Annotated in this window: 24 protein-coding genes; 12 read left to right on the top strand and 12 right to left on the bottom strand. The window is 59.8% G+C overall.

What is annotated here, in order from left to right:
• Positions 1-16 precede the first annotated feature (16 nt).
• Positions 17-790, bottom strand: a complete 774-nt coding sequence (fabI, locus tag DD235_RS01590; protein ID WP_109060299.1) for an enoyl-ACP reductase FabI — start codon at positions 788-790, stop codon at positions 17-19.
• Positions 791-967: 177 nt separating this feature from the next.
• Between fabI and DD235_RS01595 the strand changes: the two genes are divergently transcribed.
• From DD235_RS01595 to DD235_RS01605, 3 genes are all read left to right on the top strand, one after another.
• On the top strand, positions 968-1,330 hold the full coding sequence (locus DD235_RS01595; protein WP_109060300.1) for a protein tyrosine phosphatase family protein: 363 nt from the start codon (positions 968-970) through the stop codon (positions 1,328-1,330).
• A gap of 89 nt (positions 1,331-1,419) precedes the next feature.
• The gene (locus DD235_RS01600) at positions 1,420-1,881 is read left to right on the top strand and encodes a universal stress protein (protein WP_109060301.1); all 462 of its coding nucleotides are present in this window, start codon (positions 1,420-1,422) and stop codon (positions 1,879-1,881) included.
• Positions 1,882-1,970: 89 nt separating this feature from the next.
• Positions 1,971-3,344, top strand: coding sequence for a putative bifunctional diguanylate cyclase/phosphodiesterase (locus DD235_RS01605; RefSeq protein WP_109060302.1), 1,374 nt, complete (start codon positions 1,971-1,973; stop codon positions 3,342-3,344).
• 46 nt (positions 3,345-3,390) lie between these two features.
• Here the strand turns inward: DD235_RS01605 and DD235_RS01610 are convergent, their stop codons facing one another.
• The 6 genes from DD235_RS01610 to DD235_RS01635 form a co-directional block, all read right to left on the bottom strand.
• Positions 3,391-5,058: an OFA family MFS transporter gene (locus DD235_RS01610; protein WP_109060303.1), complete on the bottom strand. Its 1,668-nt coding sequence runs from the start codon at positions 5,056-5,058 to the stop codon at positions 3,391-3,393.
• Between the two features lie 166 nt (positions 5,059-5,224).
• Positions 5,225-5,485: a formate dehydrogenase subunit delta gene (locus DD235_RS01615; RefSeq protein WP_109060304.1), complete on the bottom strand. Its 261-nt coding sequence runs from the start codon at positions 5,483-5,485 to the stop codon at positions 5,225-5,227.
• Between the two features lie 28 nt (positions 5,486-5,513).
• The gene (fdhD, locus tag DD235_RS01620; protein ID WP_109060305.1) at positions 5,514-6,353 is read right to left on the bottom strand and encodes a formate dehydrogenase accessory sulfurtransferase FdhD; all 840 of its coding nucleotides are present in this window, start codon (positions 6,351-6,353) and stop codon (positions 5,514-5,516) included.
• A 10-nt stretch (positions 6,354-6,363) separates the two neighbouring features.
• Complete coding sequence (gene fdhF, locus DD235_RS01625; RefSeq protein ID WP_109060306.1) at positions 6,364-9,240, bottom strand: formate dehydrogenase subunit alpha; 2,877 nt, start codon at positions 9,238-9,240, stop codon at positions 6,364-6,366.
• A 15-nt stretch (positions 9,241-9,255) separates the two neighbouring features.
• Complete coding sequence (locus DD235_RS01630; protein ID WP_109060307.1) at positions 9,256-10,824, bottom strand: formate dehydrogenase beta subunit; 1,569 nt, start codon at positions 10,822-10,824, stop codon at positions 9,256-9,258.
• Between the two features lie 65 nt (positions 10,825-10,889).
• On the bottom strand, positions 10,890-11,456 hold the full coding sequence (locus DD235_RS01635; RefSeq protein ID WP_420810432.1) for a formate dehydrogenase subunit gamma: 567 nt from the start codon (positions 11,454-11,456) through the stop codon (positions 10,890-10,892).
• Between the two features lie 187 nt (positions 11,457-11,643).
• Between DD235_RS01635 and DD235_RS01640 the strand changes: the two genes are divergently transcribed.
• Positions 11,644-12,723 (top strand): substrate-binding domain-containing protein, encoded by a 1,080-nt coding sequence (locus tag DD235_RS01640; protein ID WP_109060309.1) that lies wholly within the window; start codon positions 11,644-11,646, stop codon positions 12,721-12,723.
• The gene (moaA, locus tag DD235_RS01645) at positions 12,720-13,853 is read left to right on the top strand and encodes a GTP 3',8-cyclase MoaA (RefSeq protein ID WP_109060310.1); all 1,134 of its coding nucleotides are present in this window, start codon (positions 12,720-12,722) and stop codon (positions 13,851-13,853) included. Before DD235_RS01640 ends, moaA begins: the two co-directional genes overlap by 4 nt.
• On the opposite strand, the gene DD235_RS01650 is transcribed toward moaA, so the two are convergent.
• Positions 13,838-14,716: an AraC family transcriptional regulator gene (locus DD235_RS01650; protein WP_239989996.1), complete on the bottom strand. Its 879-nt coding sequence runs from the start codon at positions 14,714-14,716 to the stop codon at positions 13,838-13,840. The genes moaA and DD235_RS01650 overlap by 16 nt on opposite strands.
• A 184-nt stretch (positions 14,717-14,900) precedes the next feature.
• Between DD235_RS01650 and DD235_RS01655 the strand changes: the two genes are divergently transcribed.
• Entirely contained in the window at positions 14,901-15,656 is a 756-nt protein-coding gene (locus DD235_RS01655; RefSeq protein WP_109060312.1) for an SDR family NAD(P)-dependent oxidoreductase, read from the top strand.
• 138 nt (positions 15,657-15,794) lie between these two features.
• Here DD235_RS01655 and DD235_RS01660 read toward each other — a convergent pair whose 3' ends face one another.
• The 4 genes from DD235_RS01660 to DD235_RS01675 form a co-directional block, all read right to left on the bottom strand.
• Entirely contained in the window at positions 15,795-16,019 is a 225-nt protein-coding gene (locus DD235_RS01660) for a YgdI/YgdR family lipoprotein (RefSeq protein ID WP_109060313.1), read from the bottom strand.
• Between the two features lie 159 nt (positions 16,020-16,178).
• Positions 16,179-16,541 carry a hypothetical protein gene (locus DD235_RS01665; RefSeq protein ID WP_109060314.1) on the bottom strand — a complete coding sequence of 121 codons (363 nt, stop codon included), beginning with the start codon at positions 16,539-16,541 and terminating at the stop codon, positions 16,179-16,181.
• 24 nt (positions 16,542-16,565) lie between these two features.
• Positions 16,566-17,372: a hypothetical protein gene (locus DD235_RS01670; protein WP_109060315.1), complete on the bottom strand. Its 807-nt coding sequence runs from the start codon at positions 17,370-17,372 to the stop codon at positions 16,566-16,568.
• Between the two features lie 18 nt (positions 17,373-17,390).
• On the bottom strand, positions 17,391-18,197 hold the full coding sequence (locus DD235_RS01675; RefSeq protein WP_109060316.1) for a hypothetical protein: 807 nt from the start codon (positions 18,195-18,197) through the stop codon (positions 17,391-17,393).
• Between the two features lie 130 nt (positions 18,198-18,327).
• Between DD235_RS01675 and DD235_RS01680 the strand changes: the two genes are divergently transcribed.
• The 6 genes from DD235_RS01680 (at position 18,328) to DD235_RS01705 (ending at position 21,049) form a co-directional block, all read left to right on the top strand.
• Positions 18,328-18,645 carry a hypothetical protein gene (locus DD235_RS01680; RefSeq protein WP_109060317.1) on the top strand — a complete coding sequence of 106 codons (318 nt, stop codon included), beginning with the start codon at positions 18,328-18,330 and terminating at the stop codon, positions 18,643-18,645.
• Between the two features lie 98 nt (positions 18,646-18,743).
• Entirely contained in the window at positions 18,744-19,574 is an 831-nt protein-coding gene (locus DD235_RS01685; protein ID WP_146193375.1) for a hypothetical protein, read from the top strand.
• A gap of 27 nt (positions 19,575-19,601) precedes the next feature.
• Complete coding sequence (locus tag DD235_RS01690) at positions 19,602-20,090, top strand: NTF2 fold immunity protein (protein ID WP_109060319.1); 489 nt, start codon at positions 19,602-19,604, stop codon at positions 20,088-20,090.
• Entirely contained in the window at positions 20,090-20,485 is a 396-nt protein-coding gene (locus DD235_RS01695) for a hypothetical protein (protein ID WP_109060320.1), read from the top strand. The genes DD235_RS01690 and DD235_RS01695 overlap by 1 nt, the downstream gene beginning before the upstream one ends.
• On the top strand, positions 20,482-20,799 hold the full coding sequence (locus tag DD235_RS01700) for a hypothetical protein (protein WP_109060321.1): 318 nt from the start codon (positions 20,482-20,484) through the stop codon (positions 20,797-20,799). The genes DD235_RS01695 and DD235_RS01700 overlap by 4 nt, the downstream gene beginning before the upstream one ends.
• Entirely contained in the window at positions 20,792-21,049 is a 258-nt protein-coding gene (locus DD235_RS01705) for a hypothetical protein (RefSeq protein ID WP_109060322.1), read from the top strand. Before DD235_RS01700 ends, DD235_RS01705 begins: the two co-directional genes overlap by 8 nt.
• Positions 21,050-21,107: the final 58 nt, after the last annotated feature.

The following is a 21,107-nucleotide window of genomic DNA, read 5'->3' on the forward strand; positions in this document are numbered from 1 at the left end:
TGGCGTGCAGACTGGTTCAGTTCAGGATGTTGAAGCCGCCATCCACATAGACGGTGCTGCCGGTCATGGCGCGGGCTCCGTCGCTGACCAGGAAAGCCGACAGGGCACCCACGTCGTTGATGTCGAGAATGTCGCCCAGCGGGGCGCGCTGCGCATTTTCAGCGATCAGGTGATCGAAATCGGCAATGCCCGAGGCGGCGCGGGTCTTGATCGGGCCGGGCGAGACGGCATGGACGCGGATACCGGCTTCGCCCAGTTCGGATGCCAGATAGCGTACAGCTGATTCCAGCGCGGCCTTGACCGGGCCCATGATGCCGTAGTGGGGCACGACTTCCTGCGCACCCAGGTAGCTCATCGCCAGCAGGCTGCCGCCTTCTGTCATCAGGGGTTCTGCCAGTCGTGCCATGCGCACGAACGAGTGGCAGGAGATGTCCATGGCCTGCAGGAATCCCTCAATGGAGCTGTCGACGACACGACCGTGCAGGTCCTGCTTGGGGGCAAAGGCAATCGAGTGGATGACGAAATCCAGGCGACCCCATTCGCTGCGGATACGCTCGAACACCGCTTCCATCTGTGCAGGCTGAGTGACGTCGAGCTGCATCTGAATGGGAGCTTGCAGCGTGTCGAACAACGGCTGTACATGGGGCAGGGCTTTTTCCGTCTGCCAGGTGACGGCCAGTTCGGCACCCGCCTGGCGGATGGCCTGGGCGCACCCCCACGCAATGCTTTTGTCATTGGCGATACCGACGATCAGGCCTTTTTTCCCGGCCAGGGAGAAGGGGGACTGCATGCAGCGTGCTCCAGAGGTTCGATAAAGTTGATAAATCAAGTCGGGAAATCTATCGATCGACTCAATCACCAGAGTATATGACGAAACGTAACTAATGTGGCACTGCAGCATGACATTGTCATGACATGCGTGGCCGGTTATGCTTTTCGTCCATTGAAAATATTCAGGAGACACAGGATGTCTATTCCCGTCGTGGCCATGAGCGAGATCCTGTCCGTGGCCCCTCAGTTGCGTCCCGAGGACATGGCTACCGTGGCGCAGGCCGGTTTTCGCAGCGTCATCATCAATCGTCCCGATCTGGAGGGCGGTCCTGAGCAGCCGTTGTCTGCAGATGTGCTTGCCGCCGCCGATGCAGCCGGTCTGGAAGGGATCTACCAGCCGGTGATCAGCGGTGCTCTGACACAGGCCGATGCCGAGCGCTTTGCCGAACTGGTGCAGACTTTGCCGCAGCCTATCCTGGCCTTCTGCCGCAGTGGTACGCGTTGCTCCATTCTCTATCGTGCCGCCAGTGAGATACTGGGGCAGGAGAGCGCTGATTAATCTTGATGTTTCTCAAGGCCGGGAAAGTGCGCACTGACGCACTGTGGCCTTTGCGGTAGCATGTCATTATCTTTTCGAGGAGTCATCCCATGTTCAAGAAAGTCCTGATCCCCACCGACGGTTCGGAACTGGCCGCACAGGCCGCCAACGCCGGCATTACCTTTGCCCGCTCCATCAATGCCGAAGTCGTGGCGCTGCATGTCAGCCAGCCGTTTGCCGCTACCATCGGCTTTGACGGCATGGCGGCTGCCTATGCCATTACGGACGAAGCCTACGAAAAGGCCGCCCAGGAGCAGGCCACCAAGTATCTGCAATCGGTACTCGACCGTGCCGAAACGGCTGGCGTCAAGGCTCGCCCGGTGGCCGTATCCAACTTCAATGTGGCCGATGGCATCGTCCAGGCTGCCACCGAAGAAGGTGCCGACCTGATCTTCATCGGCAGCCATGGTCGCAGCGGTCTGTCGCGTCTGCTGCTGGGCAGCGTTGCCGCCAAAGTGCTGTCGCTGGCCGACGTGCCGGTGCTGGTCTACCGCGTCAAGGAAGAAAAGTAATCAGTTGCTCCAGGCCGTCTTCCCTGACGGCCCAGGTTCAAGCCGGCCGTCGTGCCGGCTTTTTCTTTCCCGTTTTTCCCGTGTTCTTCATGACGATCTCGACCCATCAGTCTGACGAGGCGTTGCCGTGGCAAGGCAATGCATGGCTGGCACACAAGTTTCCCCACAGCGACAAAACTGTCAAGATTCGCAGGATACTCCTGCTGGCGGGGGTGTCCTGTATTTTGCTTGGTGTCTTCTGGGCTTCTTGTTATATCTACTTCGAGCGGCCTGAGCTGGCGGCCATCTATGTGGTGCTGGCACTGATCGGGATCAGCGCCATCATTTGCAGTCGAAGGTACAAGTATCGTGTTCTTGTGGGAATTGCACATGCCATCATGTTGATGGTGGTGCTCATTTCTGCCATTGACGTGCCGCTGAATGGTGTTTCACGCTCTGCCTACGTGTATTTCCTGCCGTTGGCTGCCGGTGCGATCTTTGTGTTTGGGCAGGGCAATTTCTACATGGGTACGTTGTTTCCGATACTGTGCCTGGGATTGTTCGTGCTGTTCGGGGTTGGGGCGGCAGGTTTTACCGAGTCGGACTTTGCTCCACCCGAGGCAGTGCGTTTCCTGGGCGCTATCGCCAATTTTTCGATTGCTTCGTTGTTGATGGCATGCGTACTGGTCATCTATCGCAATGACATGAATGCCAGGATTTCACTGGCGCGAGAATTGGTGCATGCGATCACGGATCGTCAGTTGCTGGTGCTCTACCAGCCGCAGGTCGGGATGGATGGCAAGCCCACGGGGGCGGAAGCGCTGGTTCGTTGGCAACATCCGTCACGGGGATTGCTTTCACCGGATCAATTCATTCCACTGGCCGAAGAGAGCTTTCTGATTCGTGAGCTGGGCCTGGAGGTCTTGCGACAGGCTTGTGAGCTGTTGAGCAAATGGGCTGAAGATCCGGTGCTGGCGACCAAGATCGTGGCTGTCAACGTTAGCCCCGTTCAGCTTCAGGATGCCGGCTTCGTGTCTTCCGTGCGTCAGGTGCTGGCCGCGACCGGGGCCAATCCGGCCCGGCTTGAGCTTGAGCTTACTGAATCCGCGCTCTGCATGGATGTCGATCAGGTCAGGGAAAAAATGCAGGCGCTGCAGGCGAATGGGGTTCGCTGGGCGCTGGATGACTTTGGGACCGGCTTTTCATCATTGGCGGTTCTTCAATCACTGCCGGTTCAGAAGTTGAAGATTGACAGGCAGTTTGTCGAAAGCGCGGCAGAAAGCGAGTCGGCCAAACTCTTGCTGGCAAAAATCATTGAAATTGCCGATGTCATGGGCATGACGGCGATTGCTGAAGGCATCGAAACACGCCAGCAGCGTGACATGCTGGCGCAATTCGGTTGTCGCGAATTCCAGGGCTTTCTCTATGGGCGGCCACAGCCGGTGGCCGCCCTGGAGTCGATGATGCGGGTTGCTGTTAGCTAGCCCTGCGGGTTGTGATCGGCTTTTCTGTCGTGCCGGGTGGGTATTGCTACTGGAACAGGATCACCGTTTTCTGCAGCGTGATCCAGATGCCCCACAGCAGCGGGATACCCACGCAGGCCCAGGCAAACAGCACCAGGATAAAGGGTGTGCGGAATGTCGAGCGTCCACTGCCCTGGACTTCAGCCTGGGCGGCGCGTTCGCTGGCCAGTGCCTTTTCCTTGGCCAGCTCCTCGTCGGTCATGAAGTACTTGGCGTTGATCGGGCGGATCAGCATATTGCAGATGAAGCCCAGTACCAGCATGCCGGCCAGGATGTACATGGTGATGTCATAGACCTGCGCGCGCGGCACACCGATGGATACCTGGTATTCGCGGATATAGTTGACCAGTACCGGCCCGAGGATGCCGGCGGCTGACCAGGCAGTCAGCAGGCGCCCGTGAATGGCACCGACCATCTGTGTGCCGAACAGATCGGCCAGATAGGCCGGGACCGTGGCGAAGCCACCGCCGTACATCGACAGGATTACGCAGAAGGCTGCCACGAACAGGGCCAGGTAGCCCAGGTGACCGGTCCACGGGATCATCGCGTACAGCAGGAAACCGAGCACGAAAAAGATCATGTAGGTCCGCTTGCGGCCCAGCCGGTCGGACAGGCTGGCCCAGAAGAAGCGCCCGCCGATATTGAACAGGCTGAGCAGGCCGGTAAAACCGGCGGCAATGGCTGCGATCGCGCCGAGCTGCTCGCGGCTCAGATCGGTGTAACCCAGTCCGGGTTCTCCGATCAGGCGTCCGCCGAACATCTCCTGCAGCAGTGGCGAGGCCATGCCGATGATACCGATGCCGGCGGTCACGTTCAGACACAGCACCCACCAGACCAGCCAGAACTGCGGAATGCCCCAGACCCGGCTGACATGCACATGACGTTGCGTGATCATGACATTGTTGGCCTGTGCGGCGGGGGGTGTCCAGCCTTCCGGCTTCCAGCCGCTGGGCGGTACGCGATAGCCCAGCGCACCTGACATCATGAAGACGAAATAGATTGCCGCCATGGTCAGGAACGTCTGCCAGACGCCGGGTGAGGTCGGCGTTGCGAAGTGGCGCATCAGCAGATCAGCCAGTGGCGCACCGATCATGGCACCTCCGCCGAAGCCCATGATGGCCATGCCGGTTGCCATGCCGCGTCGGTCCGGAAACCACTTGATCAGGGTGCTGACCGGCGAGATGTAGCCCAGCCCAAGGCCGATGCCGCCGATGACGCCAGAACCCAGCCACAGCATCCAGAGTTGGTGCAGATACACCCCGGCTGCCGAGATGACCAGACCACCACACCAGCACAGCGCCGAGACGATGCCGGCCTTGCGTGGGCCGGCGCGTTCAAGCCAGCCGCCCCAAAGCGCTGCCGAGCAGCCGAGCAGTACGAAGAACAGGGTGTACATCCAGCCCATGGTCGAGACTTTCCAGTCGCACTGGGTGGTAAACAGCTCCGCCATCAGGCTCATGTCGGCCGGACAGGCCAGCGGCGCGGTGCCGCCGACCGCCTGCGAGAGCGGTAGCCAGAACACCGAAAAGCCATAGGCCATGCCAATGCACAGATGGATGGCCAGGGCCGCAGGCGGCACCAACCAGCGATTGAAGCCGGGACCTGCGATGGTGCGGGCTTTCTCCAGGAAGCCGGGGGCGGAAGATTCCGCCGTGGCAACAGCAGCGTAGTTCATGATGTCTCCCCTTGGAAATCTCCGGGATTGCGGAGGTTCCGTGTTGCTTTCTTTATTTATTGAGCGGGTTGTATGTACAGCGTGTCGTATTGAAGTGCAGGTTGAGAAAAGGGTGAACCATTTGGGGCTGGCTTCTGTTGGCAGCCCAGTGATGGAGTGGTGGTTTTCAGGCAGGCGCTGGCTCGAGCCGACTTCGATGTGCCTGCAGGGCCTCGCGCACGATGTCGTGCAACGCCAGCCCGCTGTGGCTCACACCTTGTGGATGCGTGTCGAGAAAGGCCAGGATCTGGCGCCGCATGCGGGGTTCCCAGAACTTTTCAATATGGTTGGCGATGCCGTCGATCCCGGCTGTGCGGTCTGGCCAGGCCTGAAAAAAATCGCCGATGCGATTGGCCATCCGGATCAGGTTGTCCTGTGTATCTGTCATGTCTCCTCCTGTACTGCGCAACGCGTGACTAGATGAAACGCCCGGCATGGGCATACAGTGTGCAGCGATCTCCCCGCATGAAACCGGCCAGCGCCACGTTAAGGCGGGTGGCCAGATCGGCGGCCAGCGCGGTGGGAGCGGAAATGGCTGCCAGCACGTCGATGCCGGCAGCCGCCGATTTCTGCACCATTTCGAAACTGGCACGGCTCGAGACCAGCGCCATGCCGTCACCAACCGGCAGATCGTGGCGGCGTGCCAACGCACCGATCAGTTTGTCGAGCGCGTTATGCCTGCCCACGTCTTCGCGCACCAGGTGCAGCGTGCCATCGCGCCCGGCCCAGCCAGCCGCGTGGGTGGCACCGGTGTCGTCGTGCAGGTGCTGTTGCACACGCATAGCCTTTTGAGCATTGAACAGGGCCGCCAGCGCAACCGGCCTGCCGGCCTGGACGGGAGGCAGTGGCCGCACGACCTCTGGCAGGGAGTCCACGCCGCACAGGCCGCAGCCGGTTCGTCCAGTCAGCGCTCGACGTCGTTCCTTGAGCCGATGCTCACAGGCACTCGATATCTCGATGGAAACCACGATGCCCAGGCCGCACGGGTCAGGTGCCACTTCCACGCCACGGAGATCCTGCGCCTGGCCGATGATGCCCTCGGACAATGAAAAACCGTAGGCAAAATCCTCCAGGTCGGCCGGCGTGGCCAGCATGGTGGCATGGCTGATGCCGTTGTATTCGAGCGCGATGGCGACTTCGGTCGCCAGGGCGTCGGTGTCGTCATGCAGCCCGTCCATACCGGCACGCACCACCTGACGGCGTTCGGCGCAAGGCGGCAGAAGATCGGTATCGGAAGCGGCGGCGTGTGCGGTCATGGTGTGATCTCTATTTGCCGGTCAGGGCCGTGTCATTTTCCCTTTCGCGTTCGCGCAGCAGCTTTTCCTGGATGTCGGTGAAGCGGCTCCAGTTGCGCTGCCATTCCGATGGCTGCGAGACGCGGGTGACCTGCACGGCGGTGACCTTGTATTCGGGGCAGTTGGTGGCCCAGTCGGAACTGTCCGTGGTCACGACGTTGGCACCGGACTCCGGAAAGTGGAAGGTGGTGTATACCACACCCGGCTGTACCCGGTCGGTGATCACGGCACGCAGCACCGTTTCTCCCGAGCGGCTTTGCACCCCGACCCAGTCACCATGGGCGACGCCTCGGTCCTCGGCATCCTGCGGGTGGATTTCGAGGACATCCTCGCTGTGCCAGGCCACATTGGGTGTGCGTCGGGTCTGGGCACCGACGTTGTATTGCGACAGGATGCGGCCGGTGGTGAGCAGCAGGGGAAACTTTCGGGTGCTGCGCTCGTCGCTGGGTACGTACTGGGTAATCATGAACCGTCCCTTGCCAATCACGAATTGGTCGATGTGCATGATGGGGGTCCCTTCCGGGGCGTCGTCGTTGCAGGGCCACTGCAGGCTGCCCATGCGTTCGAGCTTGTCGTAACTGACGCCCGAAAAGGTCGGCGTCAGGCGGGCAATTTCATCCATGATCTGGCTAGGATGGTCGTAGTGCATGGGATAGCCCAGCGCCTGTGCCAGTTCCATGGTGATTTCCCAGTCGGCCTTGCCGTTGCGCGGCTCCATCACCTTGCGCACGCGCGAGATGCGTCGCTCGGCATTGGTGAAGGTGCCATCCTTCTCCAGGAACGAGGAGCCGGGCAGGAAGACATGGGCATACTTGGCCGTTTCGTTCAGGAACAGATCCTGCACCACAATGCATTCCATCGCTGCCAGCGCGGCTGCGACGTGCTGTGTGTTGGGGTCGGACTGGACAATATCCTCGCCCTGGCAGTACAGCCCCATGAAGCTGCCTTCGAGTGCAGCCTCGAACATGTTGGGGATGCGCAGGCCCGGTTCGGGCTGCAGCGTGACGCCCCAGGCCTGTTCGAACTGGCTGCGCACAACTGGGTCGGAAATGTGCCGGTAGCCGGGCAGTTCGTGCGGGAACGAGCCCATGTCGCATGACCCCTGCACGTTGTTCTGGCCGCGCAGCGGGTTCACCCCCACGCCTTCCCGTCCGATGTTGCCGGTGGCCATGGCCAGGTTGGCGATGGCCATCACGGTGGTCGAGCCCTGGCTGTGCTCGGTTACGCCCAGGCCGTAGTAGACCGCACCATTGCCGCCTGTGGCGTAGAGGCGGGCAGCGCCGCGCACCAGTTCGGCTGGCACGCCGGTGGTCTCGGCCGTGTGCTCGGGCGAGTTCTCGGGACGGGCCACGAATTCGCGCCATTGCTCGAAGCTGGCGGGGTCGCAGCGTTCGGCCACGAACGGTTCGGCGACCAGTTGCTCGGTCACGATGACGTGGGCCAGTGCCGTCAGCAAGGCCGTATTGGTGCCGGGGCGCACCTGCAGGTGAAAATCGGCTTTGATGTGCGGCGAGTTGACCAGTTCGATGCGACGCGGGTCGATCACGATCAGGCGTGCTCCCTGGCGCAGGCGGCGCTTCAGGCGCGAGGCAAAGACTGGATGGCCGCTGCTGGGGTTGGCCCCCATGACGATGACCACATCGGAGAACATCACCGAATCAAAAGTCTGCGTACCGGCCGATTCGCCCAGCGTCTGCTTGAGGCCGTAGCCGGTGGGCGAATGGCAGACCCGGGCGCAGGTATCGACATTGTTGGTATTGAAGGCGGCGCGGATCAGCTTTTGCACCAGCCAGGTTTCTTCGTTGGTGCAGCGCGACGAGGTGATGCCGCCCACGGCATCACGGCCATATTTCTGCTGGATGCGGCGGAATTCGGAGGCGGCGTATTGCAGGGCCTCGTCCCATGAAACTTCCTGCCACGGATCGGTGATTCGCTGGCGGATCATGGGCGTCAGCACGCGGTCCTTGTGCGTGGTGTAGCCCCAGGCGAAGCGCCCCTTGACGCAGGCATGACCACGGTTGGCCTGGCCGTCTTTCCACGGCGTCATGCGTACGACCGTCTGGCCCTTCATCTCGGCCTTGAAACCGCAGCCCACGCCACAGTAGGCGCAGGTGGTGACGATGGCGTGTTCGGCCTGACCCAGCTCGATGACCGATTTTTCCTGCAGGGTCGCGGTCGGGCAGGCCTGCACGCAGGCACCGCAGGACACGCATTCGCTGTCGATGAAATCCTCACCCTGGCCGGCCGTGACCCGCGAGGCGAAGCCTTTGGCCCCGATGGTCAGTGCAAAGGTGCCCTGGGTTTCCTCGCAGGCGCGCACGCAGCGGTTGCAGACGATGCATTTGGCCGGGTCGTAGGTGAAGTAGGGATTGGTCGTATCCTTGGTGTCGTCGAGGTGGTTCGCACCCTTGTAGCCGTAGCGGACTTCGCGCAGGCCGACCACGCCGGCCATGTCCTGTAGTTCGCAGTCACCGTTGGCCGGGCAGGTCAGGCAGTCGAGCGGGTGATCGGAGATATACAGCTCCATCACGTTGCGCCGCATGTCATGCAGTTTCGGGGTTTCCGTGTGCACGACCATACCGGCCTCGACCGGGGTGGTACAGGACGCCGGATAGCCGCGTCGTCCTTCGATCTGCACCAGGCACAGGCGGCATGAGCCGAATGCTTCCAGGCTGTCTGTGGCGCACAGCTTGGGAATGTTGATGCCGTGTTCGGCAGCGGCCCGCATGACCGAGGTTCCTTCGGGGACGGTGACTTCATAGCCATCGATGGTCAGAGTGACCATGGCGGTGGCGGCGCGGGCGGGTGTTCCGTAATCGCGTTCGCGTTTCAGGACGGTTTCCAGCATGGCAGTCTCCTGGACTCAGGCCGCACAGGCGGCGCGGGAGGGTTCGAGGCCGAAGTCCTCGGGGAAGTGCTCGAGTGCGGACATCACGGGGAAGGGTGTCATGCCCCCCAGTGCGCACAGCGAGCCGCCGATCATGGTGTCGCAGAGATCGCGCAGCAGGTGGACCTGGGTTTCGCGCTGCGGACCGCCTGCGGCAATCCGCTCAATGACTTCCATGCCGCGTGTCGAGCCGATCCGACAGGGCGTGCACTTGCCGCAGGATTCGACGGCACAGAATTCCATCGCGTAGTGCGCCATGCGGGCCATGTCCACGGTCTCGTCAAAGGCCACGATGCCACCGTGGCCGATCATGGCCGAAATCTTCTGGTAGGCCTCGTAGTCCAGTGGGACATCCCATTGCGATTCGGGCAGGTAGGCACCCAGCGGGCCGCCAACCTGGACGGCACGCAGCGGACGCCCCGAGGCACTGCCCCCGCCGAAGTCTTCCAGCAGTTCGCGCAGGGTCAGGCCGAAGGCTTTTTCCACCAGCCCACCGCAGCGGATATTGCCAGCCAGCTGGAACGGCAGCGTCCCGTGCGAACGGCCCACGCCGAAGTCGCGATACCAGGCTGCGCCGCGTGCCAGGATGGCGGGTACGGTCGCCAGCGAAATGACGTTGTTGACGACCGTGGGTTTGCCGAACAGTCCCTGGATGGCGGGCAGGGGCGGCTTGGGACGGATGACGCCGCGCTTGCCTTCCAGGCTTTCGAGCAGCGAGGTTTCCTCGCCACAGATATAGGCCCCGGCACCACTGCGTACTTCCAGGTCGAAATGCCGGCCACTGCCCTGAATGTCGGCACCGAGCCAGCCAGCGGTCTGGGCGCGGGCAATGGCGTGCTTCAGGGTGGCAATGGCATGCGGGTACTCGGAGCGTACGTAGATATAGCCCTGGGTGGCCCCCACGGCCAGGGCTGCAATCGCCATGCCTTCGATCAGGGCACAGGGGTCGCCCTCCATCAGCATGCGATCGGAGAAGGTGCCGGAGTCGCCTTCGTCGGCATTGCAGACGATGTATTTCCGGTCGGCGGGGCTGGTCAGCACCGTCTTCCACTTGATTCCGGTCGGAAAGGCCGCACCGCCACGGCCACGCAGGCCGGAAGCCGTCACGCACTCAACGATATCCTCGGCGCGCATGTCGAGCGCATTGCGCAGTCCCAGCCAGCCGCCGTGGGCGGCGTAGTCGTCGAGATCGAGTGGATCAATGATGCCGACACGGGCAAAGGTCAGGCGTTCCTGGCGACGCAGATAGGGGATATCGTCGGTCGGGCCGTGGCACAGGGCATGAGTTGCGCCTTCCAGCCAGCCAGCCTCGAACAGTCCGGGTACATCCTCGGGTACGACCGGGCCATAGGCAATGCGCCCGGCGGCTGTGTCGATCTCGACCATGGGTTCCAGCCAGAGCAGGCCGCGCGAGCCGTTGCGGATGATGCGTACAGGCTGGTTGCGCTGTCGGGCCTCGGCTTCGATGCGATGAGCCACGGCGTCGGCACCGGCGGCCACGGCGGCGGCATCGCGTGGCACATAGATACGGATGGCGCTGCCCATATCGTGCTGTGCCGATGTGTCTGTGTGGCTGGAGGAGGCAAAAGCCGGAGTGGAACGGGATGGTTTCATCGGACTTCCTCCGAGGCGAGAGTGGCATCCTCAGCCAGCAGGGTATCCAGCCGCGCGGGTGTGACGTGGGCATGCGGCTGTCCGTCGAGCATCACGGCGGGTCCCTGGGCGCACAACCCGAGGCAATACACGGGATCGGCGGTGATGCTGCCATCGGCTGAGGTCTGCCCCAGTCCACAGCCGAGCGTGCGTTGCGCATGGTCAATCAGGATCTGGGCACCACGCGCCTGACAGGCTTCGGCCCGGCAGATTTCCAGGTGGCGGCCCTGTACGGGCTGCAGCCGGAAGTGCGGATAGAAGGTGATGACGCCGTAGACCTCGGCGCGTGAGCGCTGCAGGGCGGCGGCAATCAGGGCAATGCTGTCTTCCGGAATGTGTCCCAGCTCATCCTGGATGGCGTGCAGCATCGGCAGCAAGGCACCGGGACGATCCTGATGCGTCTGGATAATGCGTGCTGCTGCGGCCGCCGCCGGACTACAGGACTGGGCGGCAATGTCGAGGGCCAGTTTGCCCCCGCGTGCGCCTCCGGTGGAGGCGAGATCGATCTTTGCTTCGTGGCTCATGCGCATCTCCTTGTGCCTGTCCACCCTGATAAAAGGTGGCAGGCATGCGGTCCATCTGCTGGTCGGGCGTGTTGCCTGACGGTTTGTCTTGTCTCTATATTTATGTTTTATATTGCATATATATCGCGTATGAAGCGATAATTTGCCTACTCTACCAACGCTTTTTGCTGTGTTCAATAAGAAATTAATGACATATAAACCATTCCAGATCGGCGTGCGGCCCGATTGGCTCATCAGCGACGAAACGACCCACGATGTCTCGCTGCGTGAAGTGCTGGCGCTGCTGGCCGCCATCGATGCCACCGGCAACATTGCGGGAGCGGGTCGTGAGTGCGGGCTTTCCTATCGTCATGCCTGGGGCATCCTGAGGAAATTCGAGGCACATTTCGGTGTGCCATTGATGATTACCCGGCGTCGCCAGGGCACTCAACTGTCGCCTTTTGCGCAACGCCTGGTGTGGGCCAACCGTCGTATCGAGGCCCGCCTGATGCCCATGCTGGAAAGCATGGCGTCTGAATTGCAGGAGGAACTGGAACGTTTGCTGTCGCAGAATGCCGAGCACGTGCGCTTGCATGCCAGCCATGGTTTTGCCGTCGAGGCACTGTTGCGTCATATGCAGGGCCGTACTCCCGGGCTTGAGTTGCGCTATCGCACCGCCATCGAGGCGCTGGCCTCGCTGGAGCGCCACGAATGCGATCTGGCGGGCTTTCAGGTGCCGCTGGGAGATTTTCAGGCCCCCATTCTGCGTCGCTATTCCCCCTGGCTTGATGCTGGTGCCTATCGCCTGATTCATCTGGCGGTGCGCAGTACGGGCCTGTTCGTCGAGGCCGGCAATCCCAAGGCCATACAGGGCATGGCGGATCTGGCGCGCAACGATGTGCGCTTCGTCAATCGACAGATCGGCTCCAGCACTCGCTATCTGGTCGGGCTGATGCTGGAGCGGCTGGGCATCTCGATTGCCCAGGTGCAGGGCTATGAGACGAGCGAATTCACTCACATGGCGATTGCTGCGCACATCGCTAGCGGCATGGCCGACACAGGCATCGGCGTAGAAACTGCCGCACGTCGTTTCGGGCTGGATTTCATCCCGATGGTGCAGGAACGCTACTTTTTCGCAGTGCATTGCGACACATTGGAGACACCAGCGGTCCAGAGTTTGTTGCAGATCATGCGTAGCGACAATTATCGGGAGGAAGTACGCCAGCAGGTGGGCTACGATGCCACCGAAACCGGTATGATCCAGACATTGCAGGAGGCTTTTGAATGAGCAGGGTTGTGATCCCCGTCAAGGATATGCGTGTGCCGAGCCGGCAGTCGTCCGGTCCGGCCGGCTGGTTGCCGGGGGTCGAGGTGGTGCCGGGGGCCGGTGCTGCCGCCGTATGGCGAGATCTGCGTGGCCGGCCGCTGCGCGACCTGCGCATTTCCGTGACCGACCGCTGCAATTTCCGTTGCACCTATTGCATGCCGCGCGATGTCTTCGGTGTGGACTATCCCTTCATGGCGCATTCGGACATGTTGTCATTCGAGGAGATGGCACGCCTGGCAGCACTGTTTGTGGCGCATGGCGTCGAAAAAATCCGCATCACGGGTGGCGAGCCCCTGATGCGCCGTCATGTGGAAAACCTGATTGCCTTGCTGGCACCATTGCGTACGCCCGATGGCCGTCCGGTGGACCTGACGCTGACCACCAACGGCAGCATGCTGGTCAACAAGGCGCAGTTGCTCAAGGACGCAGGCCTGCAGCGTATCAGTGTCAGTCTGGACGCACTCGACGATGCCCGCTTTGCGCAGATGAGCGATGCCGGTACACCGGTGCGCAAGGTGCTGGATGGCATCGAGGCAGCGGCTCGCGCCGGACTGGACCCGATCAAGATCAATATGGTGGTGCGGCGAGGGCGCAACGATGACCAGATCCTGCCCATGGCCCGTTATTTCCGGGGCAGTGGCCACATTCTCCGTTTCATCGAGTTCATGGATGTGGGGGCCACCAACGGCTGGATCATGGATGAAGTGGTTCCCGGTCAGGAACTGGTAGACATGATCTGCGCCGAGCATCCGCTGGAGCCTGTGGCCGCCAACCACTATGGCGAGGTGGCCGAGCGCTGGCGCTATGTCGATGGCGCAGGCGAAATCGGCGTGATCACCAGCGTGAGCCATGCCTTTTGCGGCTCCTGTACGCGCATGCGCCTGTCGCCCGAGGGCAAACTGTACCTGTGCCTGTTCGCGGACCAGGGCTTTGACATCCGCGAGCCATTGCGCGCCGGCGTCAGCGATGCCGAACTGGCAGACATGCTGGCAGGGGTGTGGGGCGGGCGCCTGGACAATTATTCCGAGCGGCGCGGCCAGGAAGGTATGGCCGAGCGCAAGCGAATCGAGATGAGCTATATCGGCGGCTGAGGTTCTGTATTGCCGCCTGCCAGCGACTGCCGCTTGCTGATCTCCCTATCCTTGCCGGGCGGCAGGCCGAAAAGCCGCCTGTATTCTCGTGTGAATTGCTGCACGCTCTCATAGCCCACGGCAAATGCGGCGCTGCTCGCTGATCGATCTGCAGCTGTCATGAGTCGCCGCGCTTCTATCAGGCGCAACTGTTTCTGGAATTGAAGTGGCGACAGCGAAGTCGCAGCACGGAAATACTGATAAAAAGAGGACGGGCTCATACCCGCCGCACGCGCCAGTCGTTCGACAGGCAGGGGCTGGGCAAACTCGGTACGCAAAAGGGCGACGGCATCTGCGATGCGCTGGGTATGATTGCCTGGTTGACAGAGTTGACGAATGGCTTTGCCATGCTTGCCAGTCAGCAGCCAGTAATGTATCTCGCGCAGCAATGGCCTGCCCAGTACAGGCAGCGCCTCAGTGCGCTCCGTCAGTCGCATCAGGCGCAAGGCGGTGTCTGCAACATCGGCGTCGGTGGGCTCGACTCGTACTCTTGCGCTGTGGTTTGTCTGGCGAGGTTGTATTTCTGCGCCCAACTCTGAAATCAATGCCAGATCCAGCTCGAGGACTAACGAGAAGTATGGCTCTGTAGCGCTGGCACGGGTGATCTGGCTGACTGTGGGAACGTTTGCCGCAATGAGCAGTGAGTCTCCCGCAGTGAATGAAAATCTTTCAGTGCCCAGGGAGACTTGCTTGCTGCCTTGCAAGACAAGGCAAACCAACGGCCTGGAAATTGCATACTCCAAGCCACTGGGCTGGACGGCGCGAACTACAGCCAGACCAGGAATGGAGGTCTGGGCCACGTTGCCAGTATCGGCTTGCGCCATGAAAAATCGGCTGGATGCCTGTAATAACGATTCTTTCATGAGGGCATGATAGCGGGCCGACGTGACTCAGTGGCAGTCTATATGGAGGATCAGGACAAAAGTATAGAGGTTCGGGCAAAAGCCTGGTCGTGTCTTGCGCTCAGAATGGTGACCTGTTTCCATACCGACTAAGGAGTTGTTTGCCATGACGACGATTTCTCTCATCACAGGGGCCAGCCGTGGCCTTGGACGCAACACAGCATTGGCCATCGCCCGCAAGGGTGGGGACGTGATCGTGACGTATCAAAGTCGACAGGCCGAGGCTGAGGCCGTCGTGGCCGAGATCGAGCAGCTTGGTCGCAAGGGCGTGGCATTGCAGTTGGATGTCGGCAATGTGTCCAGCTTTCCGGCTTTTGTCGAACAACTGAAAATCGCAATGCGCCGGACCTGGCAACATGAGCATATCGACCATCTGGTCAACAATGCCGGTCATGGCGAGGTGGCGACGGTTGCCGAGATGAGCGAGGGCGCGTTCGACAGGTTGGTCAACGTGCATTTCAAGGGCGTATTCTTTCTCACCCAGGCACTGCTGCCTCTTCTCAAGGATGGCGGCCGTATTGTCAACCTGTCCAGTGGCCTGACGCGTGTTTCTGCAGAAGGATGGGCGGCGTATGCAGCCGTCAAGGGGGCCGTAGAGGTGTTGACGGTCTATATGGCCAAAGAGTTTGGCCCGCGCAAAATCTCAGTCAATAGTGTGGCACCGGGTGCAATTGAAACCGATTTTCTGGGCGGTGCTGTACGTGATACGCCTGAATTCAATACATTCTTTGCCAGCATGACTGCATTGGGGCGCGTAGGAGTGGCTGATGATATCGGTCCGATGATCGCCAGTCTGCTGTCAGCAGACAACCGCTGGGTCAATGCGCAGCGCATCGAAGTCTCGGGTGGTCAGGGGATTTGATGTGTGCAGGCGACTGCCTTGCGCCTATCGCTATGATTCGGCAGCCGGTTGGTGCTAAAAAAAACCGGCTCCGACTGATGCTGTCGGTGCCGGCGAACTCTGCTTTGCTGTCTGTATGCTGCTGTGCCTGTAACAGGCCTACTTGATTTCCTCGATGGACTTCACGTCCGACTTGTTGACCTGTACCTCACGACCATCGCGTTCGTAGGTAATGAAATCCTTGTCATCATTGACTTCGGGCCGGTCCGCCGTGGTCACGGTCTGTCCGTCGCGGGTCGTGATCTGCGACGGTGACGAGCAGGCTGCCAATGCCACCAGGGCCAGGGCTGCGGTGCCGATGCGTCCAGCGTACGTGAGTTTCATGGTTGCTCCTCGTTCGGTTGAGACGTGTCTACCTTAGCAAGCGGGAGCGGACAGGGGATGAAGGGATGTAACGGGAGATGCGGAATCGTTTGGGAGGAGCGCTCAGGAAGAGTCGTGTTACAAATTTGAGGCGCGATTTTTTGCCGTCGGGTTGCTACGTCATTGGCCCGTATCTTCAACCCATCGTCCACAATCCAGCAGCAGCGTACCGGGTGTCGGCCGGACGGCCTCTCCTGACAGCTCCAGTTCCGTCCAGATAGAACGGTCCTCGCTTTCATGGTCTTCCAGAATCCGGTACTCGGAAGAGGGTGTTCGAGTACGCGTCTCCGGTAGTACCGTAATGCGGGCCTTGGCATGGATGCCATGCTGTTCGCAGAGCTGCAGGCAGGCGATGGCATCGTCCAGACCCAGCTTGGCGGCTAGGCCGGACGGGTTGCCCGATTTCAGTGCATGTATGGTGGCCTGGCGCTGTTGTTGCAGCAAAGCCAATACAAGTCCAAAGCGGTCTGTGGCGTCGGGCATATCAGGAAGTCTGGGTGTGAGCGTTTACAGGTGGCGGTGGTGCCATTGCATCGGCGTGTCGGTCAGTTCGCTGACCAGGATGGTCAGTGCCGGGAGCCAGTCTGGGGAAACCGACCCCAGTCGTATCAGGCGATAGCCCAGGCCGAATGAGTATTGCCAGTCGAGATCGAGAATTCTGTATTCCTGCAGGCTTTCAGGGCTGTGCCACAACATGCCGGGATCTTCCCATGCGGCCCCGATCAGTTCTATGTGGCTCTCGTAAGACCCATAATCCTGGATGGGAGCGTCGTAGCCTGGCAAGCGGGGTTCGGCCAGATTTTCACCGACAGGAATCAAGGGCTGGCGCTGGTATTCAAGCAATTCCAGTGTAGGGTCAAGATGGTCAGGCCTGTAATGGCGTGGCGCGCTGACTGCTTCTGCTGCAGCCAGATATACCTCGGTGGCCGGGCCCAGATGGTAGATAGGACTGGCGTGGTCCGCACCGTGTGGCATGTAGTCACTGGGTTGCAGGTCGATGCCGTGTGGACGCAAGGCTTCGGCCAGCAGTTCGCCGGTCGGTTGTGCCGGGAGTACCATCCCGGCGGGTAGCATGTTGGCTGCCTGCATCCGTTGCAGTAGATCTTTGATCGAGCGTTCACCAACGGCGACCTCGCTATCAAGCAACAGTTGCCTGTAGAGCCTGAACAGCGTGGTATAGGGGATCGTGTCCGTCTCGACCAGCGAGCTGGGTACGATGTAGCCTTCGTGCAGCAACCGTTTTTCAAGTGCGCGCCAGTCGGGTGGTGGCTGGTGTGGCTGGCGGGGATAGATGAAGTAGTCGTGTTCTGACATGGGTGGTATGCCAGGATGCTACAGGTGACAGTGATGCCATTGCATGGGCACGCCTGTTACTTCACTGACCAGGGCGGTCAGTTCTGGCAGGAGATCAGAGGAGATCGACGATAGCCGCACCATGCGATAGCCCAAACCGAACGTATGTTCCCAGTCCAGATCGAGAATTCGATAGTCCTGTCCATTTTCCGGGCTGCGCCACAGCAGGGCAGGATCTTCCCAGGCCGCCTGGATCAGGTCGATGTGGTTTTCAAACGGTGCGTAATTCTGGATGGGTATCTCGTGGTCGGGAAGGCGAGGCTCTTCCAGATTTTCTCCTATGGGTACGTATGCTTTCCTATGGTATTCGAGCAGTTCCAGCATGGGCGTATGGTGGCTAGGCCTGAAATATTCCGTGCCACTGGCTGTTTCTGCCGTCGCCAAGCGTGCTTCGGTGGCCGGGCCAAGATAGTAGATCGGACTGGCATGATCCGCACCGTGTGGCATGTAGTCACCGGGTTGCAGGTCGATGCCGTGTGGACGCAAGACGTCGGCCAGCAGTTCACCTGTCGGTTGCGCAGGGAGTACCATCCCGGCGGGCAGCATGTTGGCTGCCTGCATCCGTTGCAGTAGATCTTTGATCGAGCGTTCACCAACGGCGACCTCGCTATCAAGCAACAATTGCCTGTAGAGCTTGAACAGCGTGGTATAGGGGATCGTGTCCGTCTCGACCAGCGAGTTGGGTACGATGTAGCCTTCGTGTAGCAACCGTTTTTCAAGCGCGCGCCAGTCGGGTGGTGGCAGGTGTGGCTGGCGGGGATAGATGAAGTAGTCGTGTTCTGACATGGGTGGCTGCCGGGCGGGCCGGCATGGTGATGTTGCGGTGTCGATGCAGGAATTCTACTACGGCTGTTTGGCCTGAATACTGCACGGTTTGGCAGTCATTTTGGATTATTTAATGTGATTTGGGCGTGCTATGGTTTATCTGATCGTGGTGGGAAAAAGTTCGTTGGCAAAGGATGCGCCCGATATCGTCGGCCAGATTGAATTTTCCGAACTGGCCGTACTCTCGAAGCTGATCAAGCGACGGGATATGGCCTTTCTGCATGATGTGGCCTGCTTTTTTGAAGACAGGTCATTCTCCCTGCCGGTGCTGCAGGAGACCCAGGCGGATCTGTTTGCGATGTTGCCCGAAAATCTGGCTGCCGATGAGCGAGCCATGCTGCACAAGCTGCTCGCAGTCGTGGGCTATGCCTGCCACAGGCAATTGCCTATGTTCGGGGTGGCCAGCTAGTCCGGAATGGATGGCTGGGTATGGTGTGTGATGGCTGATTGTTCAAAAATAGCCAGGCGCAATGATCGCCTGGCTCGGATAGGTGTGGTAAGGGTGCGATGACTGTGACTGGTTTCTGCTGTGTGGATATAAAGGGACGTAGTTTGTCTGTGGATGTGCCTGTTCCCGAGTTGGGTGGAAAAGGGGCAGTTTTCATAGAAAAAATTGAATTGTCTTCTGCCGAAATGAAGCGTTTGGGTAGCGAGGCAGGCAGGGTGCTGCATGTGTTCGGTGCATTGGTCAAAACGGGTGAAATTCATCCGGATTTCGGTGAACTGAAGCGATTCGAGCTGGCGGTGGTAGAAAGCAAAGAGGGGCGTGTTGATTCTATCCTGCACCATCTGGCGCAGCATGATACGGTCATGTACAAGCGGGATACAGACCGCACCGGTGAACGGTGCGCGGATATGTTAACCAGGCAGGAAATCAAATTTCTGCGCCGACCACCTCGCTGGAAAGTATCCGACGCGTCTGTGCCGGAGTGCCAGGGGGAACTGTTCCATTTTTGCAGGCAGATTTATATTCCTGAAAACAAAACGACTCGTCAGAATATGACCTGGGGATGTTCTTTGTTTTTATTTGTTTTTGTGAATCGCCAGGATGAGTTGCTTGTCCAGGTTTTTCAGCAGGATATGTCCGAGCAGACCGCAGAAGATCATTACCGGCTGGAAGAGATGATGATGGACTTTGATCAGCATTATCAGGATTCAGGTCGTGTCGGAAAATTGATTGAAGAGGGCGATAAGTTTTTTCATGAATATGTGCTGAATCATGAGCGTGTCAATGGATGGATGCTTGGCCTTCTTCTTGAAAATGCCAGAACGAAGGCCTTCAAGACGCTGGTTTTGAAAAAATGCGAAACGTGTGTGGGTCGGGATTTCCGGCCTTGAGCATGTGTGACCTTGAATTTTGCCTGAATGATGATGAACTGCGACTTGGAATTTGATGCGAGAGAATTCACCCTGGGATTTGCCAGCGAAATGGATGCCTGGGAAGATGAATTCAGGGATGCATGGCAGGAAAACAATAAAAACTATATCCATGGTGCACCCGAAGAAATCATGGCCAGGTATCGTGCTGCCGACGAGGCCATGCACGCTAAGTACCGTGCCCTGTATTGCGATATCTTTTATCGCTACTGCACCGACAGGGAGCGCAAGTATGGTGGCCCGCATGGTCCGAAAAGCGCCGGCATGCCGACCAAATACAACGGCATTGATGCCGATGCGCCTTGCCAGGTGGTGCAAAAAAACAAGAACCGCATTGAAGTGACCTGGGATATCAGGAACACCATCCTGCCCAGGAAAACCCTGTTTGTCTTGGTCAGGCGTGATCAGCAATGGCGCATCGACAGCTATAAATACCTGTCCGATGGCAATGAAAAATGGGATAACGGAATCCTCTGATGACGCAACATTCACACTGTCCCCTGTGTTCGGGGGAATTGCAAAAAATACAGGTCGCTCCCTGCTTCGACTGTGGCCATGCTCCAGGCGAGATCAAGGAGTTCAAGCGGGGCGAGCATACGTACAACGTTTGGGAGCTGTGGGGCCACGAATTGGTCCTGTGTGATTTTTGCGATGCGGATTTTGATTCCTACCATAATGCGTATTGGGGTCTCCCGCCGCATGCACAGGCACATAACTTTCCCCTGAACCGGGTGCGCGAACTGGCGCGCCCCAGACTGGCCGAAGACCTGTATTGCGATACCTGCAAGCATCGACTGGCCTTCATCCTGTTGCGCCAGCATGCCCTGCAGCACAATCAGGCAGGCGATGGGGCGTATGGTTCAAAGCGATGAAGACGCCTCTCTATACCGTCACCATCGATTTCGAGGACCATTCCAGAGCGATTTTCCAGACCCAGGCCAGGAGTGAGCGCGCAGCCCTGGATCGTGCCTTGCTGGAATCTGAGGCAATGGCGGAATACGACCGGGTGCTGACCGAGTCGATGATCGACAACAACCGGCTCAGCCTGACGCACCTGGCGATGGGGTATCGGGGAACCTGGCTCTGGCATCCTGTGCGTGGTGCTCAAAACGGTTGGCAGTCGATTCTCGGCGGCATCATTGTGCAGACGTCCCAGGATGGTGCTGTCAGGAAACCGCATGCCTGAGTCAGACCGTTCGGATCTCTACGGCACTGGCTTGCAGGATGCTGACTGGTATCTTCTGAAAGATGCCGTGCTGGCGGCTGCCTTTGGGGCAGAAACCCCGGTGTTGCCGCCCAGGCTGCAACAGCATCCGGTGGGCGTCTTGTTGGCCAGCTATCGGCAGGAGGCCCGGCGGTCTGTGCTGGACAAGGCTGCGCGGCTGCTTACAGGGCAGCAGCAGGAGAGCTGGCAGCTCCTGATGAAAAGTGGCTAGCGCGACTGCCGTGGGTGATGGTGGCGTGTATTGAATGATCAAGAATTGCAGGAAAAAT

It is taken from the genome of Corticimicrobacter populi (assembly GCF_003123725.1).
GTDB lineage: Bacteria > Pseudomonadota > Gammaproteobacteria > Burkholderiales > Burkholderiaceae_B > Corticimicrobacter > Corticimicrobacter populi.

Coding starts and splice junctions, on each gene's coding strand:
- fabI (WP_109060299.1), bottom strand. CDS start 790: ATGCAGTCCCCCTTCTCCCTGGCCGGGAAAAAAGGCCTGATCGTCGGT.
- DD235_RS01595 (WP_109060300.1), top strand. CDS start 968: ATGTCTATTCCCGTCGTGGCCATGAGCGAGATCCTGTCCGTGGCCCCT.
- DD235_RS01600 (WP_109060301.1), top strand. CDS start 1,420: ATGTTCAAGAAAGTCCTGATCCCCACCGACGGTTCGGAACTGGCCGCA.
- DD235_RS01605 (WP_109060302.1), top strand. CDS start 1,971: ATGACGATCTCGACCCATCAGTCTGACGAGGCGTTGCCGTGGCAAGGC.
- DD235_RS01610 (WP_109060303.1), bottom strand. CDS start 5,058: ATGAACTACGCTGCTGTTGCCACGGCGGAATCTTCCGCCCCCGGCTTC.
- DD235_RS01615 (WP_109060304.1), bottom strand. CDS start 5,485: ATGACAGATACACAGGACAACCTGATCCGGATGGCCAATCGCATCGGC.
- fdhD (WP_109060305.1), bottom strand. CDS start 6,353: ATGACCGCACACGCCGCCGCTTCCGATACCGATCTTCTGCCGCCTTGC.
- fdhF (WP_109060306.1), bottom strand. CDS start 9,240: ATGCTGGAAACCGTCCTGAAACGCGAACGCGATTACGGAACACCCGCC.
- DD235_RS01630 (WP_109060307.1), bottom strand. CDS start 10,824: ATGGGCAGCGCCATCCGTATCTATGTGCCACGCGATGCCGCCGCCGTG.
- DD235_RS01635 (WP_420810432.1), bottom strand. CDS start 11,456: ATGAGCCACGAAGCAAAGATCGATCTCGCCTCCACCGGAGGCGCACGC.
- DD235_RS01640 (WP_109060309.1), top strand. CDS start 11,644: ATGACATATAAACCATTCCAGATCGGCGTGCGGCCCGATTGGCTCATC.
- moaA (WP_109060310.1), top strand. CDS start 12,720: ATGAGCAGGGTTGTGATCCCCGTCAAGGATATGCGTGTGCCGAGCCGG.
- DD235_RS01650 (WP_239989996.1), bottom strand. CDS start 14,716: ATGGCGCAAGCCGATACTGGCAACGTGGCCCAGACCTCCATTCCTGGT.
- DD235_RS01655 (WP_109060312.1), top strand. CDS start 14,901: ATGACGACGATTTCTCTCATCACAGGGGCCAGCCGTGGCCTTGGACGC.
- DD235_RS01660 (WP_109060313.1), bottom strand. CDS start 16,019: ATGAAACTCACGTACGCTGGACGCATCGGCACCGCAGCCCTGGCCCTG.
- DD235_RS01665 (WP_109060314.1), bottom strand. CDS start 16,541: ATGCCCGACGCCACAGACCGCTTTGGACTTGTATTGGCTTTGCTGCAA.
- DD235_RS01670 (WP_109060315.1), bottom strand. CDS start 17,372: ATGTCAGAACACGACTACTTCATCTATCCCCGCCAGCCACACCAGCCA.
- DD235_RS01675 (WP_109060316.1), bottom strand. CDS start 18,197: ATGTCAGAACACGACTACTTCATCTATCCCCGCCAGCCACACCTGCCA.
- DD235_RS01680 (WP_109060317.1), top strand. CDS start 18,328: ATGGTTTATCTGATCGTGGTGGGAAAAAGTTCGTTGGCAAAGGATGCG.
- DD235_RS01685 (WP_146193375.1), top strand. CDS start 18,744: ATGACTGTGACTGGTTTCTGCTGTGTGGATATAAAGGGACGTAGTTTG.
- DD235_RS01690 (WP_109060319.1), top strand. CDS start 19,602: ATGATGATGAACTGCGACTTGGAATTTGATGCGAGAGAATTCACCCTG.
- DD235_RS01695 (WP_109060320.1), top strand. CDS start 20,090: ATGACGCAACATTCACACTGTCCCCTGTGTTCGGGGGAATTGCAAAAA.
- DD235_RS01700 (WP_109060321.1), top strand. CDS start 20,482: ATGAAGACGCCTCTCTATACCGTCACCATCGATTTCGAGGACCATTCC.
- DD235_RS01705 (WP_109060322.1), top strand. CDS start 20,792: ATGCCTGAGTCAGACCGTTCGGATCTCTACGGCACTGGCTTGCAGGAT.